The 15,885-nt window shown below is 56.7% G+C and carries 15 protein-coding genes; 4 read left to right on the top strand and 11 right to left on the bottom strand.

The genetic code is table 11. The annotated features are described in order from the left end of the window. Positions 1 to 49 precede the first annotated feature (49 nt). Positions 50 to 1,543: a dipeptide/tripeptide permease DtpA gene (dtpA, locus tag IFU29_RS00720; protein WP_191932220.1), complete on the bottom strand. Its 1,494-nt coding sequence runs from the start codon at positions 1,541 to 1,543 to the stop codon at positions 50 to 52. A 557-nt stretch (positions 1,544 to 2,100) separates the two neighbouring features. Here dtpA and betI point away from each other — a divergent pair. Genes betI through betA form a run of 3 tightly spaced genes read left to right on the top strand, consistent with a single transcriptional unit; the run spans position 2,101 to position 5,871 of the window. Then, a complete protein-coding gene (gene betI / locus IFU29_RS00725) occupies positions 2,101 to 2,724 on the top strand; it encodes a transcriptional regulator BetI (RefSeq protein ID WP_191932221.1) in 624 nt (207 codons plus the stop codon). After that, positions 2,721 to 4,178 carry a betaine-aldehyde dehydrogenase gene (betB, locus tag IFU29_RS00730; RefSeq protein WP_191933080.1) on the top strand — a complete coding sequence of 486 codons (1,458 nt, stop codon included), beginning with the start codon at positions 2,721 to 2,723 and terminating at the stop codon, positions 4,176 to 4,178. The genes betI and betB overlap by 4 nt, the downstream gene beginning before the upstream one ends. A gap of 46 nt (positions 4,179 to 4,224) precedes the next feature. Next, the gene (betA, locus tag IFU29_RS00735; RefSeq protein ID WP_191932222.1) at positions 4,225 to 5,871 is read left to right on the top strand and encodes a choline dehydrogenase; all 1,647 of its coding nucleotides are present in this window, start codon (positions 4,225 to 4,227) and stop codon (positions 5,869 to 5,871) included. A gap of 94 nt (positions 5,872 to 5,965) precedes the next feature. Here betA and IFU29_RS00740 read toward each other — a convergent pair whose 3' ends face one another. The 10 genes from IFU29_RS00740 to ydgT all read right to left on the bottom strand — a co-directional run bounded on the left by IFU29_RS00740 (position 5,966) and on the right by ydgT (position 14,312). After that, positions 5,966 to 6,601: a carbonic anhydrase gene (locus tag IFU29_RS00740; RefSeq protein WP_191932223.1), complete on the bottom strand. Its 636-nt coding sequence runs from the start codon at positions 6,599 to 6,601 to the stop codon at positions 5,966 to 5,968. A 95-nt stretch (positions 6,602 to 6,696) separates the two neighbouring features. Next, positions 6,697 to 7,332, bottom strand: a complete 636-nt coding sequence (gene nth, locus IFU29_RS00745; protein ID WP_191932224.1) for an endonuclease III — start codon at positions 7,330 to 7,332, stop codon at positions 6,697 to 6,699. Continuing rightward, positions 7,329 to 8,030 carry an electron transport complex subunit E gene (locus tag IFU29_RS00750; RefSeq protein WP_191932225.1) on the bottom strand — a complete coding sequence of 234 codons (702 nt, stop codon included), beginning with the start codon at positions 8,028 to 8,030 and terminating at the stop codon, positions 7,329 to 7,331. The genes nth and IFU29_RS00750 overlap by 4 nt, the downstream gene beginning before the upstream one ends. Then, complete coding sequence (gene rsxG / locus IFU29_RS00755; RefSeq protein ID WP_191932226.1) at positions 8,023 to 8,655, bottom strand: electron transport complex subunit RsxG; 633 nt, start codon at positions 8,653 to 8,655, stop codon at positions 8,023 to 8,025. Before rsxG ends, IFU29_RS00750 begins: the two co-directional genes overlap by 8 nt. Continuing rightward, positions 8,655 to 9,716, bottom strand: coding sequence for an electron transport complex subunit RsxD (rsxD, locus tag IFU29_RS00760; protein ID WP_191932227.1), 1,062 nt, complete (start codon positions 9,714 to 9,716; stop codon positions 8,655 to 8,657). The genes rsxG and rsxD overlap by 1 nt, the downstream gene beginning before the upstream one ends. Beyond that, positions 9,717 to 12,263, bottom strand: coding sequence for an electron transport complex subunit RsxC (gene rsxC / locus IFU29_RS00765; protein ID WP_191932228.1), 2,547 nt, complete (start codon positions 12,261 to 12,263; stop codon positions 9,717 to 9,719). Then, positions 12,256 to 12,831, bottom strand: coding sequence for an electron transport complex subunit RsxB (rsxB, locus tag IFU29_RS00770; protein ID WP_191932229.1), 576 nt, complete (start codon positions 12,829 to 12,831; stop codon positions 12,256 to 12,258). Before rsxB ends, rsxC begins: the two co-directional genes overlap by 8 nt. Further along, entirely contained in the window at positions 12,831 to 13,412 is a 582-nt protein-coding gene (gene rsxA, locus IFU29_RS00775; protein WP_062743415.1) for an electron transport complex subunit RsxA, read from the bottom strand. Before rsxA ends, rsxB begins: the two co-directional genes overlap by 1 nt. A gap of 125 nt (positions 13,413 to 13,537) precedes the next feature. Further along, positions 13,538 to 13,978 (bottom strand): DUF2569 family protein, encoded by a 441-nt coding sequence (locus IFU29_RS00780; RefSeq protein ID WP_191932230.1) that lies wholly within the window; start codon positions 13,976 to 13,978, stop codon positions 13,538 to 13,540. Between the two features lie 118 nt (positions 13,979 to 14,096). After that, on the bottom strand, positions 14,097 to 14,312 hold the full coding sequence (ydgT, locus tag IFU29_RS00785) for a transcription modulator YdgT (protein ID WP_191933081.1): 216 nt from the start codon (positions 14,310 to 14,312) through the stop codon (positions 14,097 to 14,099). A 576-nt stretch (positions 14,313 to 14,888) separates the two neighbouring features. Between ydgT and ytfQ the strand changes: the two genes are divergently transcribed. Then, positions 14,889 to 15,845: a galactofuranose ABC transporter, galactofuranose-binding protein YtfQ gene (gene ytfQ / locus IFU29_RS00790; RefSeq protein ID WP_062743412.1), complete on the top strand. Its 957-nt coding sequence runs from the start codon at positions 14,889 to 14,891 to the stop codon at positions 15,843 to 15,845. The last annotated feature ends 40 nt before the right edge of the window (positions 15,846 to 15,885 follow it).

The following is a 15,885-nucleotide window of genomic DNA, read 5'->3' on the forward strand; positions in this document are numbered from 1 at the left end:
AAAAAGGGCGACATCACTGTCGCCCTTTTCTTCATCCTGCCTTCAGCGGTCAGACGCTGGCTTTCTCCGGCGCAGCGGTTTCGCCCTGCGTCATCCGGTTCAGCAGCGGTGCCGTCAGCATCATCAGGACGGCGATCACGCCGGTGACAATACCAATTTTCAGGAACACATCACCATAAACGTGCAGGGACTGCAGTGGATCGGTAATATTTTCCGGGACGGCCATCAGATTCGCCACCTTACCGGCCACCATCGCAGCACCTGCCGTGGTGAGGAACCATGAGCCCATAATAAAGCCCATCAGGCGCTGGGGAACCAGCTGGGCCACCATGGCCAGGCCGAGACCGGAAATCATCAGCTCACCGACGCTCTGCAGCGCGTAGCTGAGGATCAGCCAGCTGACCGACACGATACCCAGCTGATTCGCCAGTGACGCGCCCAGCGGCAGCACGAGGAACGCGCCAGAACACAGCAGCATGCCCAGCGCAAACTTATGTGGCATCGGCAGGCGGTCGCCCATCTTGTTGTACAGCGCGGCCAGCAGCGGGCTGAAAATCATGATCCAGAACGGGTTCAGCGCCTGGAACTGCTCGGGCTGGAAGGTAATGCCCAGAATACTGTGTTCAACGTTACGGATAGCGAAGAAGTTCAGGGAGGTGGGCATCTGCATATAAAGCACGAAGAACACAATCGCCTGCACCATCAGCACAAAGGCCACAATCATCTTGCGGCGCGCGTGGCCCTGCAGGGCAAAGGTCTCTTTGGCGAATACCAGTACGATACCGATGGCGATCACCGCCAGCACCAGACGCGCAATATCCTGATTGTGCAGCAGCCAGGTGGCCAGGGTAATCATCACCACAATCCCGGCCAGCGTTGCCAGCAGTTTGCCAATATTCAGCGGGGCAAAGTCTGCTTTAGAACCGTGGTTTTTGACCCATTTGCGGAAGAACATAAAGTTCACCAGGGTGATCAGCATCCCGACGAATGACAGGGCAAAAGCGGTGCTCCAGCCAAATTCTGCCGCCAGCCACGGGGTGGCCAGCATTGAGAAGAAGGAACCGATGTTGATCGCCATGTAATACATGGTGAACGCACCGTCGAGACGCGGGTCATCTTTATCGTAACAGGTCGACAGCAGCGAGGAAGGGTTTGCCTTGAACAGGCCGTTACCCACCGCAATGGTAGCCATACCGATGTAGACCAGACTGACATCATGACCTGACCAGGCCACCAGGGCATAACCCAGCGCCAGCACCAGAGTACCCAGCACGATCACGCGCTTAGTACCCAGCACCTTATCACCGAGCCAGCCACCAACGGCCACCAGGCCATAGACCAGTGCGCTGAAAGAGGCGAACAGTGTGATCGACTGCGCTTCTGACATTCCCAGCATTTTCACCAGGTAGACGGCCATGATCCCCTGCAGACCGTAATAACCGAAACGCTCCCATAACTCAATGGAGAAGATCAGATAAAACGACCGGGGTTGCTTAAACGCGTTGAGGCTTGCGGCCTCTGGTTTTTTGTTTGCAGTTGACACTAGTACCTCTGAATTCAGGACCTGTTTCGAGACAGGAAATAAGTCGGCGTAACGCGGGACGTGCGCTCACCTTATAGTTATAAGAAAGGGAAAAACGCCGAATAATTTCGCTGATTGTCGGCGCTGAGGCAAGCATTTTTTCAATATCGCTGTCAGCGGCAATAACAGTCTTAACAGCAGGGTTTTGCTGAAGTTGTAGTGATGGATGCTATTTATTCATCATTATGAAGATAAATATATTTAACATTGTGGCGAAATTGCACGGAATGAGGATGATCATCCTGACCTGTTGCAATGCGACTGTAAATTCTGTTTTTTGTTAATTTGTTAGTTATATAAGCTGTCTATTCTAAGAAATGTAGTGATTTATCAGGTTTTTACCGGGCTTCAGGCGCAGTGAATGCAGATAAAAGCGCTTTATGTGATTAAAATCACATAAAGGTTGATAATTCTCGTTGTAAACAAACGGTTTTAGCGTCTTTATTTTTTTATTGATTGAACGTTCAATATAAAAACACTACAATAGGTCTCATTCAATAGCTAAAACCAATGAAGCGATGCCAAAAATAGGAATGAAGGCGATTCGTCAGGCGCAGCTGATTAACGCAACGCTGACCGTGATTGACCGGGTTGGTCTGGCAGAGGCCAGTCTGGCAGTGATAGCGAAAGAGGCCGGCGTTTCTACCGGAATTGTCAGTCACTATTTTGGTGACAAACACGGCCTGCTTGACGCCTGTATGCGACAGATTATGTCCGATCTCTATGTAGCATTAGAGCATCACCGGCATAAAGCGACGCCTGACCCGGCCGCACAGATCCGGGCTATCATCGATGCGAATTTTGATGTCACGCAGATAGCCGCACCGGTGCTGAAGACTTGGCTGGTATTCTGGGCTAACAGTCTGCATCAGCCTAATCTGCACCGCCTGCAGCGGATGAATGACCGCCGCCTTTATTCCAATCTGACGGTACATTTCCGTCGTGTTCTGCCTGAGCATCAGGCCCGGGCCGCCGGCGCAAGCCTTGCGGCAGTGATCGACGGCGTGTGGCTGCGTATGACGCTGGCCCCGCAGCCGATGGAGCAGGGCCTGGATCAGGCCCGCACGCTTTGTTATCAAAATCTTGCGCTGTGGCTGAACAGCGCACCCACCCCCTGTAAGGAGGAGACATGGCCGATATGAAACGCCACGGTTTATACATCAACGGACGCGAAGTGCCGGGTAATGGCGAACTGTTCACCACCATCAATCCTGCCAATGGCGAGGTGCTGGCTGAAATCACCGCTGCCAGCCAGCAGGATATTGATGATGCCGTCGCCTCTGCCCAGGCCGGACAGCGCATCTGGCGCAGCTATACGCCGGTTGAGCGCAGCCGCGTATTGCTGAAAGCGGTTGCCCTGCTGCGTGAGCGCAATCAGGCGCTGGCAGAGCTGGAAACGGCGGACACGGGTAAACCGATCAGTGAAACCTCTGCGGTTGATATCGTCACCGGGGCCGATGTTCTGGAGTATTACGCCGGTCTGGCCGTCGCCGTAGAAGGGGAGTCGATTCCACTGCGTGATACCGCACTGGTCTATACCCGCCGCGAACCACTGGGCGTCTGCGCGGGCATCGGTGCCTGGAACTATCCGATCCAAATTGCGATGTGGAAAAGCGCTCCGGCGCTGGCGACGGGTAACGCGATGATCTTTAAGCCGAGCGAGGTGACGCCGCTGAGCGTGCTGGAGCTGGCTAAAATCTTTACGGAGGCCGGCCTGCCGGACGGCGTGTTTAACGTGGTTCAGGGTGCGGGTGCTGTCGGTCAGGGCCTGAGCCAGCATGGCGGCATTGCTAAAGTCTCCTTTACTGGCGAAGTGAATACGGGTAAGCGCGTGATGGCCGATGCGGCCCTGGCGAACCTGAAGTCTGTGACCATGGAGCTGGGCGGAAAGTCCCCGCTGGTGGTGTTTGACGATGCCGATCTGGAACGGGCAGTCGATGGTGCGATGATGGCGAACTTCTACAGCAGCGGCCAGGTCTGTACCAACGGTACGCGCGTCTTTGTTCAGCGTTCGCTGCTGGCCGCCTTTGAACAGCGCCTGCAGGAAAAAATGGCCGGCATTCACTGTGGCGACCCGACCGACCCGGCTGTGAACTTTGGCCCACTGGTCAGCGAAGAGCACTGCCAGAAAGTTGTCTCTTACCTGGAGATCGGTAAACAGGAAGGCGCGCGCCTGCTGGCAGGCGGTTCACGCATCACCGAAGGCCCACTGGCCAAAGGCTGCTACGTTGAGCCAACGGTATTCACTGACTGCACCGACGACATGCGTATCGTGCAGGAAGAGATTTTTGGTCCGGTGATGAGCATCCTGGTCTTTGACGATGAAGACGAAGTGATCCGCCGCGCCAACGACACCGAGTATGGCCTGGCCGCTGGCGTGTTCACGACGTCACTGAACCGCGCACATCGGGTGATCCATCAGCTCGAAGCCGGTATCTGCTGGGTCAACAGCTGGGGCGAATCGCCGGCACCGATGCCGGTGGGCGGGTATAAGCAGTCCGGCGTCGGGCGTGAAAACGGCCTGGAAACACTGCATCACTACACCAGAACGAAATCTGTTCTGATCGAGATGGGCGACTATCCATCCGCATTCTGATTTTTCGCCGCGGCGTCCGCGTCGCGGCAGTTTTTCCGGAGGTTTAATGCAGACATTTGACTATATTATTATTGGGGCGGGCTCCGCAGGCAACGTGCTGGCAACCCGACTGACTGAGGATGCTGACGTATCGGTACTGTTACTGGAAGCAGGCGGTAAAGACCACCGCTGGGACTTCCGTACCCAAATGCCAGCCGCTTTGGCGTATCCACTCCAGGGTAAACGTTACAACTGGGCATTTGAAACCGATCCAGAGCCGCATATGGACAACCGTCGCATGGAGTGCGGTCGGGGGAAAGGGCTGGGCGGTTCTTCGTTGATCAACGGCATGTGCTACATTCGCGGCAATGCGATGGATTATGATAACTGGGCGAGCAAGCCGGGTCTGGAAAACTGGTCCTACCTGAACTGCCTGCCGTATTTCCGTCGCGCGGAAAAACGGGACATTGGCGAAAACGACTGGCACGGCGGGGAAGGTTATCTCAGCGTGACCACGCCGAAAGCGGGCAATAACCCGCTGTATCGTGCCTTTATTGATGCGGCGAAACAGGCCGGACACCACGAAACCGACGACCTGAATGGCTACCGTCAGGACGGTTTTGGCCCGATGGATCGCACGGTGACGGCGAAAGGCCGGCGCTCCAGCACCGCACGCGGCTATCTGGATGTGGCAAAGCAGCGTCAGAACCTGACTATTGTCACCCACGCGCAGACCGACCGTATTCTGTTTGAGGGTAAAACAGCGACCGGGGTCACCTGGCTGTGCAATGGGCGACAGGAAGAAGCTCAGGCACGTCGCGAAGTGCTACTGTGTGCCGGAGCCATTAACTCGCCGCAGATCCTGCAGCGTTCCGGCGTAGGCCCGGAAGAGTGGCTGCGCGAGCTGGATATTGATGTTGTTCACGCGCTGCCGGGCGTAGGCCGTAACCTGCAGGATCACCTGGAAGTGTATATGCAGTACGGCTGTAAGAAGCCGGTCAGCCTGTATCCAGCCCTGCAGTGGTGGAACCAGCCGGCTATTGGTGCCGAGTGGCTGTTCAACGGAACCGGCGTCGGTGCCAGCAACCAGTTCGAAGCCGGTGGATTTATCCGCAGCGATGACCAGCCCGACTGGCCGGATTTGCAGTATCACTTCCTGCCGGTGGCGATCAACTACAACGGCAGCAGCCCGGTTAAACAGCACGGTTTCCAGGCACACGTGGGGCCGATGCGCTCCATGAGCCGGGGGCGCATCAAGCTGACCTCTAAACACCCGTACGCCGCACCGTCGATCTTCTTCAACTATATGTCTGAAGAGCGTGACTGGGTCGAGTTCCGTAATGCGGTGCGTCTGACGCGTGAAATCATGCGTCAGCCTGCGCTGGCTGAATACTGCGGTGAGGAGCTACAGCCGGGTATTAACGTGCAGAGCGATGAAGAGATTGATGCGTTTATCCGTGAACATGCGGAAACCGCCTATCACCCGTGCGGCAGCTGTGCCATGGGGACGGATGAGATGGCCGTTGTCGATGCAGAAGGGCGCGTCCACGGAATGCACAATCTGCGCGTGGTGGATGCCTCCATTATGCCGCAGATCACCACCGGTAACCTGAATGCCCCGACGGTGATGATTGCCGAGAAAATTTCTGACGCGATCCGTGGCAAAGCCCCGCTGCCGCTGTCAGAAGCAGAGTATTATCAGTTAAGTCGTTAATGACATGCGGGCTGACCGGAACGTCAGGTCAGCCTTTGCCATTTCCTGTTACGTCGTGGCGACCACCCTATTCGATCGCCCCGTAATCGCAGAACTATTCGAAGCAGACGTTTGGATTTTCTGACAGCAGCACAAACTCTTTAGTGTCTTTATCCAGCGCCCGGATAGCCCCGCTTTCAATGTCGTACACCCAGCCATGCAGCCGCAGCGCATTGTTGCGCAGGCCTACCGCAACGGAAGGGTGGGTTTTGATGTTGTTCAACTGCGCAATGACATTCTCCTGCACCATCGCATTCACTTTTTCCTCTTCGCTGCTGTAAGTCTTTTTATCGACCACGGCTTTTGCTGCGTCCGCATAGTGCAGCCAGTGAGCGACGGCGGGCATCGGGTCAAGACACTGACAGGTGGCAATCGCCTTCATTGCGCCACAGTTAGAGTGACCACAGATCACAATATCCGTCACACCCAGTGCCACTACGGCGTATTCGATGGTGGCGGAAACGCCGCCAGGCTCAGGGCCAAAGGAGGGAACAATGTTACCGGCATTACGGATCACGAAGAGCTGTCCCGGATCCTGCTGGGTTACCAGCTCTGGCACCAGACGGCTGTCGGAGCAGGAGATAAACAACGCTTTAGGATTCTGACTTGACGCAAGGCTGCGGAATAACTCTTTCTGGTGTGGGAAAATGTCTTTCTGGAAGTTAAGAAAACCTTCAATGATATGTTGCATAGCAAACTCTCTATTCTGAATAATGACCGCGACGTGCCGTCATAAAGAGGATAAAAGTATTTTTTTTAGGGGCTTGTGCAGGTGTGTCTTAGCGCCTACTCATCTACTTTAGCATCATATTCGCATAAATCTTCAATCAGGCAGGAGCCACAGCGCGGTTTACGTGCAATACAGGTGTAGCGGCCGTGCAGAATAAACCAGTGGTGGCAGTCAACTTTAAACTCTTTTGGCACCACTTTAAGCAGTTTTTCCTCTACCTGTTCCACGTTCTTACCTGGGGCAAAACGGGTACGGTTGCAGACGCGAAAAATATGCGTGTCCACGGCAATAGTCGGCCAGCCAAAGGCGGTGTTCAGCACCACGTTAGCGGTTTTCCGCCCCACGCCGGGCAGGGCTTCCAGCGCCTCACGGCTTTCCGGCACTTCACCACCGTGCTGTTCCAGCAGAATCCGGCAGGTCTTAATCACGTTCTCCGCCTTGCTGTTAAACAGACCGATGGTCTTGATATACGCTTTCACCCCATCAACACCCAGCGCCAGCAGCGCCGCTGGCGTATTGGCCACGGGATAGAGCTTTGCCGTCGCCTTATTGACGCTGACGTCTGTGGCCTGCGCGGAGAGCAGCACGGAAATTAACAGCTCGAACGGGGAGGTGAACATCAGCTCCGTCGTGGGGTGCGGGTTATTGTCCCGCAGGCGGATCAAAATCTCCTGACGTTTATCCTTATTCACAATACACCTGTTTTCCCGTCCGGTAGCGCCTGCGCCTCTCTTTCTGCTTTGAGCGCGGCACGTTGTTTCATTTTATTATCAATCAGATACTTGGCCGCCAGCAGCATCCCAAGCCCGATAAAGGCACCGGGCGGCAGCATCGCCAGCAGCATCGGCGAGTCAAAGTGAACCACCTCAATACGCATGGCTTTGGCCCAGGGACCCAGCAGCAGATCGGCACCGTTAAACACCGTGCCGTTACCAATAATTTCGCGAATCGCCCCCAGTACCACCATCACGCTGGTGGCACCCAGACCGATGGCCATGCCGTCCAGCGCCGAAAGCGGTAAGCTGTTTTTCGATGCCACCGCTTCAGCACGGCCGACCACGATACAGTTGGTCACAATGAGCGGAATAAAAATGCCGAGTGACTGGTACAGGCCGTAGGCATAGGCATTGATCAGCATCTGCACGCAGCTCACCACTGCGGCAATGATCATCACATAAATAGGAATGCGGATTTCAGACGGCACCCAGCGGCGCGACAGTGAGATAGCGCTGTTAGTACAGGTCAGTACCAGCGTGGTGGCCAGCCCCAGGCCCAGGGCATTAGTGGCGGTTGATGTCACCGCCAGCAGCGGGCAGAGCCCCAACAGCTGCACCAGCGCGGAGTTATTCTTCCACAGCCCGCCGACCAGCAGGGTTTTTGCTTCACTCATTGTCATCTCCACAGGTTGGCAGCGAGGACAGCTGCCCCGGTAAGGTTTCAATATACAGCGTTGTGCGCTTCACCGCATTCACCACCGCACGCGGGGTAATGGTGGCCCCGGTAAACTGATCAAATTCGCCGCCGTCTTTCTTCACCGCAAACTGTCTGTCGTCAGGGCCGGTGACCCGCTTACCGTTGAAGCTGTTGATCCAGTCAGAAACGCGCAGATCAATTTTATCGCCCAGGCCGGGGGTTTCGTGATGTTCCACCACGCGGGTGCCGTATACCGTACCGGTAAAGCTGGCCCCCACGATCATCTGAATATTCCCCGAATAGCCGTCAGGGGCCGTCGTTTCCATCGCCACGGCCACCGGCTTATCCCCTTTACGTGCCAGGTAGAGGCGGTGAGGACTGCCGTTACCCAGCGCGGAGTTGCTGACCAGGTAGCACTCCTGCTGAATGGCGTTATCGTACAGCTCCGGCGGCACCACCTGGTCCAGCAGGACTTTTTGCTGAAGCGCGGTCTGGTGAGCAATGGTCGGTTTGGTCACGGTATTAACCACTGCCGTCAGACCGGTGGTGATGGCGGCGAAAACGGCCAGTGTGACGCCGTTTTTACGAATGGCATCCAGCATTATTTTTCCTTCCGGTGGCCGTAGACGCGCGGCTGCGTGTAGTAGTCAATCAGGGGTACGCAGATGTTAGCCAGCAGCACGGCAAACGCCACGCCATCCGGGTAGCCGCCAAAGCTGCGGATCAGCCAGACCAGCAGGCCAATCAGTCCACCGTAAAGCAGGCGTCCTTTATTGGTCGTGGAGGCGGTTACCGGATCGGTGGCGATGAAGAATGCACCCAACATAGTTGCCCCGGAGAGTAAATGGATCACCGGCGACACTAAACTCTGCGGCGAGAAAAGCCAGCCCAGCGTGGCGCAGAATGCCAGGGAAACAAGCATGCTGACCGGGATATGCCAGCGAATACTGCGGGTTATTAGCAGGAAGGCTCCACCCAGCAGAAAACCCACGTTCACCCACTGCCAGCCCAGCCCGGCCAGCACGCCGCCGTAGATCGGCTGTGCCAGCAGCTGCTCCGCGCTGTGCCCGGCACGCAGGCCGGTTTTGAAGTTATCCAGCGGCGTTGCCTGGCTGATGCCGTCAATGCCTACCTGCAGCTGCTGCATGGTGTGGCCATCCAGCGTATGGAAATGGAAAATCATGCTCAGGGTATCGCCGAAGCCGGGCGTGATGCCCTGCAAACTGTCTGGCGGCAGCCAGCTGGTCATCTGCACCGGGAAGGAGATCAGCAGGACAACATACCCCACCATCGCCGGGTTGAACGGATTTTGCCCCAGGCCACCGTAGAGGTGTTTTGAAATAATCACCGCAAACAGCGTCCCGATCACCACTAACCACCACGGGGCAAGTGAGGGGATGCTGATGCCGAGCAGCAGGGCGGTGAGCAGCGCGGAGTTGTCCTTCAGTGTCTCCGCCAGCGGTAGCTTACGCAGCCGCAGAATAGCAGCCTCCGCGCCCACGGCCGCCACGGCGGCAATCAGCACCTGGATCAGATTACCCCAGCCAAAATAGTACCACTGCGCTGCCATGCCGGGCACAGCGGCAATCAGCACCAGCAGCATAATGGTGCCGGTGCTGCGGCGGTTGTGCGTGTAAGGTGAACTTGCAATGCGAAAAGCCATTTAATCCTCTTGAGCTGAAGGCTGCTGCGATTTACGCGCTTTAACGCGCGCAATGGCCGCGGCCACCGCTGCTTTACGTGCGTCGTCGGAAGCGGCTGGCGCTTCGTCGTTATGATCGTCGGTTTCCTGCCGCTGCGCGGCCTTTTTCGCTTTGGCGCGGGCGATGGCGGCCTCGATAGCCGCCTTACGGGCGTCGACCGGCGGTTCGGCAGGCGTCACGTTGGTTTCGTCCGGTGCGCTGGCGCTGGCGCTGGCCTGCGCGGCTTTCTTCGCTTTAGCGCGGGCGATGGCAGCCTCCACCGCCGCCTTGCGGGCGTCGACCGGCGGTTCGGCAGGCGTCGCGTTGGTTTCGTCCGGTGCGCTGGCGCTGGCCTGCGCGGCCTTTTTCGCTTTGGCGCGGGCAATGGCGGCCTCGATAGCGGCCTTGCGGGCGTCGACCGGCGGTTCGGCAGGCGTCGCGTTGGTTTCGTCCGGTGCGCTGGCGCTGGCCTGCGCGGCTTTCTTCGCTTTAGCGCGGGCGATGGCGGCCTCGATAGCGGCCTTGCGGGCGTCGACCGGCGGTTCGGCAGGCGTCGCGTTGGTTTCGTCCGGTGCGCTGGCGCTGGCCTGCGCGGCTTTCTTCGCTTTGGCGCGGGCAATGGCGGCTTCCACCGCCGCCTTGCGGGCGTCGACCGGCGGTTCGGCAGGCGTCGCGTTGGTTTCGTCCGGTGCGCTGGCGCTGGCCTGCGCGGCTTTCTTCGCTTTGGCGCGGGCGATGGCAGCCTCCACCGCCGCCTTGCGGGCGTCGACCGGCGGTTCGGCAGGCGTCACGTTGGTTTCGTCCGGTGCGCTGGCGCTGGCCTGCGCGGCTTTCTTCGCTTTGGCGCGGGCGATGGCAGCTTCCACCGCCGCCTGACGCGGGTCGGTGGTCTGTCGGGTAACAGGTTCATTCACCGCCTGCTGCTCGGCCTGATGCACGCGCGCTTCTGCCTGGCGGGCTTCACGCTCCGCCTGTCTGAGGGCGCGATCGGTGGTTTCTGCGGCTGACGGATCCACCTGCTTCGCTTTTACTCTTTCACGTGCCGCAGCAATCGCATCAGCGTCGCTTGACGCGACGCTGCGTTTTGCCTGTTGATGTTTCGCTTCGCGTGCTGCTTTCTCGCGCTCAAGGCGCAGCTGGCGCGCTTCAAAGCGCGCTTTAGCCAGTGCGGTGCGTTCCGCTTCAAGATCGATAGCCTGGATTTCGGCTTTCTCACGACGGTAGTACTGCACCAGGGGAATATTACTCGGGCAGACATAGGCGCAGGCACCGCACTCAATGCAGTCGGCAATATTGTGTTCACGCGCCTTGTCGTGATCGCCGCCCCGGCTGTACCAGTAAAGCTGCTGGGGAAGCAGGGCGGCCGGACAGACATCTGCACAGGCACTGCAGCGGATGCAGCTCTGTTCCGGCTCGTCCTGTCCCATCTCACTGGCGGCGGGGGCCAGAATGCAGTTGGTGATTTTCACCACCGGCACATCCAGCGTCGGCAGGGTAAAGCCCATCAGCGGGCCGCCCATCACCACCATTTGTTCCGCACCGGGGGTAAATTCAGCCTGCTGCAGCAGATGGCTGATCGGCGTGCCCAGGCGCGCCCAGACGTTTCCGGGCCGGGCCACGGCCCCCCCGGTGAGGGTGACAACGCGTTCGGTCAGCGCTTCGCCATCAATTACGGCACGCTTAACGGCAAATGCCGTGCCGACGTTCTGCATCAGCACGCCGATATCGGTTGAACGACCGCCGTGCGGCACTTCCTTACCGGTGAGAATTTTGGTCAGCTGTTTGGCCCCGCCCGACGGGTATTTGGTGGGGATCACGCGGATCTGCAGGTCAGTATCGCTGCCCAGCGCCTGTTTCAGCGCGGCAATCGCCTGCGGCTTATTGTCCTCAATGCCGATGAGTACCTGGTCTGCCTGCAGGATAAACGCCAGAATGCGGCTGCCCTCCAGCACTTCCCGTGCGCAGTCCTGCATTAAGCGGTCATCGGCTGTGATGTAAGGTTCGCACTCTGCTGCGTTAATAATCAGCGTATTCACGCCGTGCAGGCCACCTTTCAGCTTGCTGGCGGTGGGGAAACCGGCCCCGCCCAGGCCTGCGACGCCAGCCTGATGGACTTTCTCCACCAGTTCACTTCGCTCAACGCGGCGATAATCCTGCAGGGGGTGCTTCTCAACCCAGCGATCGTCACCGTCCGGCGTAATAAACAGGCACATCTCGGCCAGGGCCGAGGGATGGGCTGTCATATGTGGCGCAATTTTTGTCACCGTGCCGGAGCTGGGCGCGTGGATCGGCAGCATCCGGCCACTGCCAAAGGTCAGCGGCTGACCACGGAGAACGCGATCTCCCGGACGCACGGCCAGTTCGCCTTCCGGGCCGATATGCTGCTTCAGGGGCAGAATAAACTGGGCTGGCAGCGGCAGTTCACGCAGCGGCGTACCGTTTGACTGGGTTTTCATTTCAGGCGGGTGGATCCCCCCTTTAAAATCCCAGAGGCGGTCTTTTTTTAAGAAATTAAGCAGGTTAAACATGGCTATCTACAGGAATGACCCGGACCGGAATGGTGTTCAGGTCCCATTTCCAGTTGGCAGTAGTGGGGGCAACCGGGCGCATCTCAATGCAGTCGGTCGGGCAGGGAGCAACGCACAGATCGCAGCCGGTACAGACATCGCTGAGTACCGTGTGCATCGCACGCGTGGCGCCGACGATAGCATCAACCGGGCAGGCCTGAATACATTTGGTGCAGCCAATACAGTTGGCTTCGTCAATCCAGGCGACCTTACGCTCGGGTTCACCCGGCAGTTCGTCGCCCAGCGGCTGCGGATCAACGTTAAGTAGCGCCGCCAGCTTGAGCATGGTCTGTTCGCCACCGGGGGCACATTTATTGATCATCTCGCCGTTATTGCCGACGGCATCCGCATACGGGCGGCAGCCGGGATAGCCGCACTGCCCACACTGGCTCTGCGGCAGGATAGCGTCAATCTGCTCAACGATCGGATCTTCTTCTACCTTAAACCGGCGGGAGGCATAGCCCAGCAGCCCACCAAAAATCAGGCTGAGCACACTTAAAACGGCAACGGCAATCCAGATAGCACTCATCAGAACTTGACCAGTCCGGTAAAGCCCATAAAGGCCAGCGCCATCAGGCCGGCGGTCACCAGCGCAATCGACGACCCTTTAAACGGCGCGGGAACATCGGCCAGCACCAGACGTTCACGAATACCGGCAAACAGCACCATCACCAGCGAGAAGCCGAGTGAAGCACTGAAGCCGTAAAGCGCGGCCTGCAGGAACGTATGGTTAAGGTTGACGCTTAACAGCGGCACGCCAAGCACCGCACAGTTAGTGGTGATCAGCGGCAAAAAGATGCCCAGCAGGCGATAGAGGTCGGGACTGGTTTTACGCACGACCATCTCGGTGAACTGCACGACGACGGCAATCACCAGAATATAGGCCATGGTGCGCAGGTAAACCAGATCCAGCGGCAGCAGGATCAGATGGTTAACCAGCCACGCACAGATCGAGGCGAGCGTAATGACAAACGTCGTGGCGAGTCCCATGCCAATTGCCGTTTCCAGTTTTTTGGAAACGCCCATAAAGGGACACAGGCCGAGAAACTTCACTAACACGAAGTTATTCACCAGCACGGTGCCAATAAAAAGAAGCAGGTATTCGGTCATTGATACGCCTGAAAAATAGTGAAAGCGGTCTATTATCCGGCATTGCAGCCCTGACCACAACCGCACAGTCTTAGCGGTTTTTTAATAGCGCACTCACGATTAAATTTTTGACGTTTTTTTCAACATCAGGGCGCGACAAAGGTGTTTTTAACCCGCTGAGAACGCTTGAAATAGGGTACCAGAACGCTGGCGGCCAGCAAGGCGAACAGTAAATTACGCATTGCCAGGTTATCAGCCACCGGAGAGAAGACAAAAGCCTTCAGCGCCAGGACGACATTCAGCAACAGCCAGATCAGATAGTGGCGCGGCACCCGCCGTGACCGCTGGCAGAAAAGCCAGGTGATCCACGCCGTATACACCAGCATGACAGCGGACGTAAGCAGCGACGCCGCCCACTGCAGCAGTGCGGGCTGCGGAGAGTGCCAGGATACATTTCGTATTGCTGGCCCGGTCAGTGCGCCGATATACATCGTCATCACCAGTGCTGAGGCCATTAAGGCGATAATCAGCCAGGCCAGCGGGACCAGCAGCCAGCCGCCGATACGCGGTTTAGAATCAACAGGCACAAATTATCCTTTTATCAGCCGGAAAGGGCAAAGGCGCATCGCACAGGGCCACACGCATGAGGGGGAGGATTATACGGATTATCGTGGTTCAGGTCATCAGGGCGATGAACGCGGCATATCAGACCACAAAATGCCAGACGGTTTTGGGCACACGACCCAAATCAAACAGGCGGCCGCCCGAGGCGAGTTCGGCACGACGATGATCGGCCGCGCGGTACATCTGAATAATGTCTGCGTCATCGGTGAGAGAATAATTCAGATGGTCAAAAAGTTTTTCCAGGCTTTCCAGAGAATTAACTTTGCGAAATTTCAATAAGTAATCTTGAACGGTCATTGCAGCCATCCAGGTAGGAATCAAGAGCTGGCAGTATATGATGCAGGGCAAAAGATTCCACTTTGTTTTCATCGGGCAATATAAAAATCAGAAAATTCAGCATAGCTTAGTGCATCAGACGATCCGTTATCGTCCCCTGCGGTCGGCAGCAGGGCCAGTGAGGGATTTAGATGGCTTTCGCCCTTTCACCCTCCCAGGATGAATCTGATAAAGAGAATAAGCCAACGCCATGCTGAAACGACAGAGAATAAAACTGTGGAAGAGATCACAATTTTGCAGTTTGCTCAGGTGCGCCGCCGATAGCGCCCGGGCGACAGAACTTCACGCAGTGTTGTAATCGCTTCCAAATGCTTCTGCCGCAAACGCTTATGTTTATTACACTTATTTAACCTGATTTTTACTGCAAATACGCGTTTTTTCCATATCACCAATCGTACTCACCGCGCCTGATGGTGGCGTAACCTCTTTGAATTATTGAATTTTGTGAGCATTGTCGTAAATGTTTTCCTGCGAATAGGCCAGGCTTATGTGGCTCTTAACCCTATACGATAAAATCCCATCAGAGGAAAAATGATCATGTGGAAGCGTTTACTCTTATCCACCCTTATCGGAGCCAGCCTGTCTGCACCTGCGCTGGCCGAATCAATGACCGTCGGATTCTCACAGGTTGGCTCGGAATCAGGCTGGCGCGCAGCAGAAACCAGCGTGGCAAAAAGTGAAGCTCAAAAACGGGGCATTACGCTGAAGATCGCGGACGGCCAGCAAAAACAAGAGAATCAAATCAAGGCAGTGCGCTCCTTTATCGCGCAGGGGGTAGACGCGATATTTATCGCGCCTGTCGTGCAGACAGGTTGGGAACCGGTGCTCTCTGAAGCCAAAGACGCCAAAATCCCGGTCTTCCTGCTGGACCGCGCCATCGTGGTCAAAGATAAATCCCTCTATCAGGCCGTGGTAACGGCGGATAACGTCTATGAAGGCAAGTTGATCGGTGACTGGCTGGTGAAACATCAGGCCGGTAAGCCCTGTAACGTGGTGGAACTGCAGGGAACCGTAGGGGCCAGCGTGGCCATCGACCGTAAAAAAGGCTTTGCTGAAGCCATTGCCAATACGCCAAATATTAAAGTTATTCGTTCGCAGTCTGGTGACTTTACCCGCAGCAAGGGTAAAGAAGTGATGGAAAGTTTTATTAAGGCGGAAAACAACGGCAAGAATATTTGTATGGTTTACGCACATAACGATGATATGGCGATCGGGGCTATTCAGGCGATAAAAGAAGCCGGACTTAAACCGGGTAAAGATATTTTAACCGGATCCATTGATGGCGTACCGGATATTTATAAAGCGATGCTGGCCGGCGAAGCCAATGCCAACGTTGAGCTGACGCCGAATATGGCTGGCCCGGCGTTTGATGCGCTGGAAAAACTGAAAAAAGACGGCACCATGCCGCCAAAAATTATCAAAACGGAAACCCGACTGTTCCTGCCAGCCGATGCGCAGGCGCAGTTAGACACCAAAAAAGGAATGGGCTACTGATCCCCTCGCCGCCCCGCCCGGGGCGGTTACCTATTTGTCT

The sequence above is a fragment of the Erwinia persicina genome (assembly GCF_014838825.1).
Classification (GTDB): Bacteria; Pseudomonadota; Gammaproteobacteria; order Enterobacterales; family Enterobacteriaceae; genus Erwinia; species Erwinia persicina_A.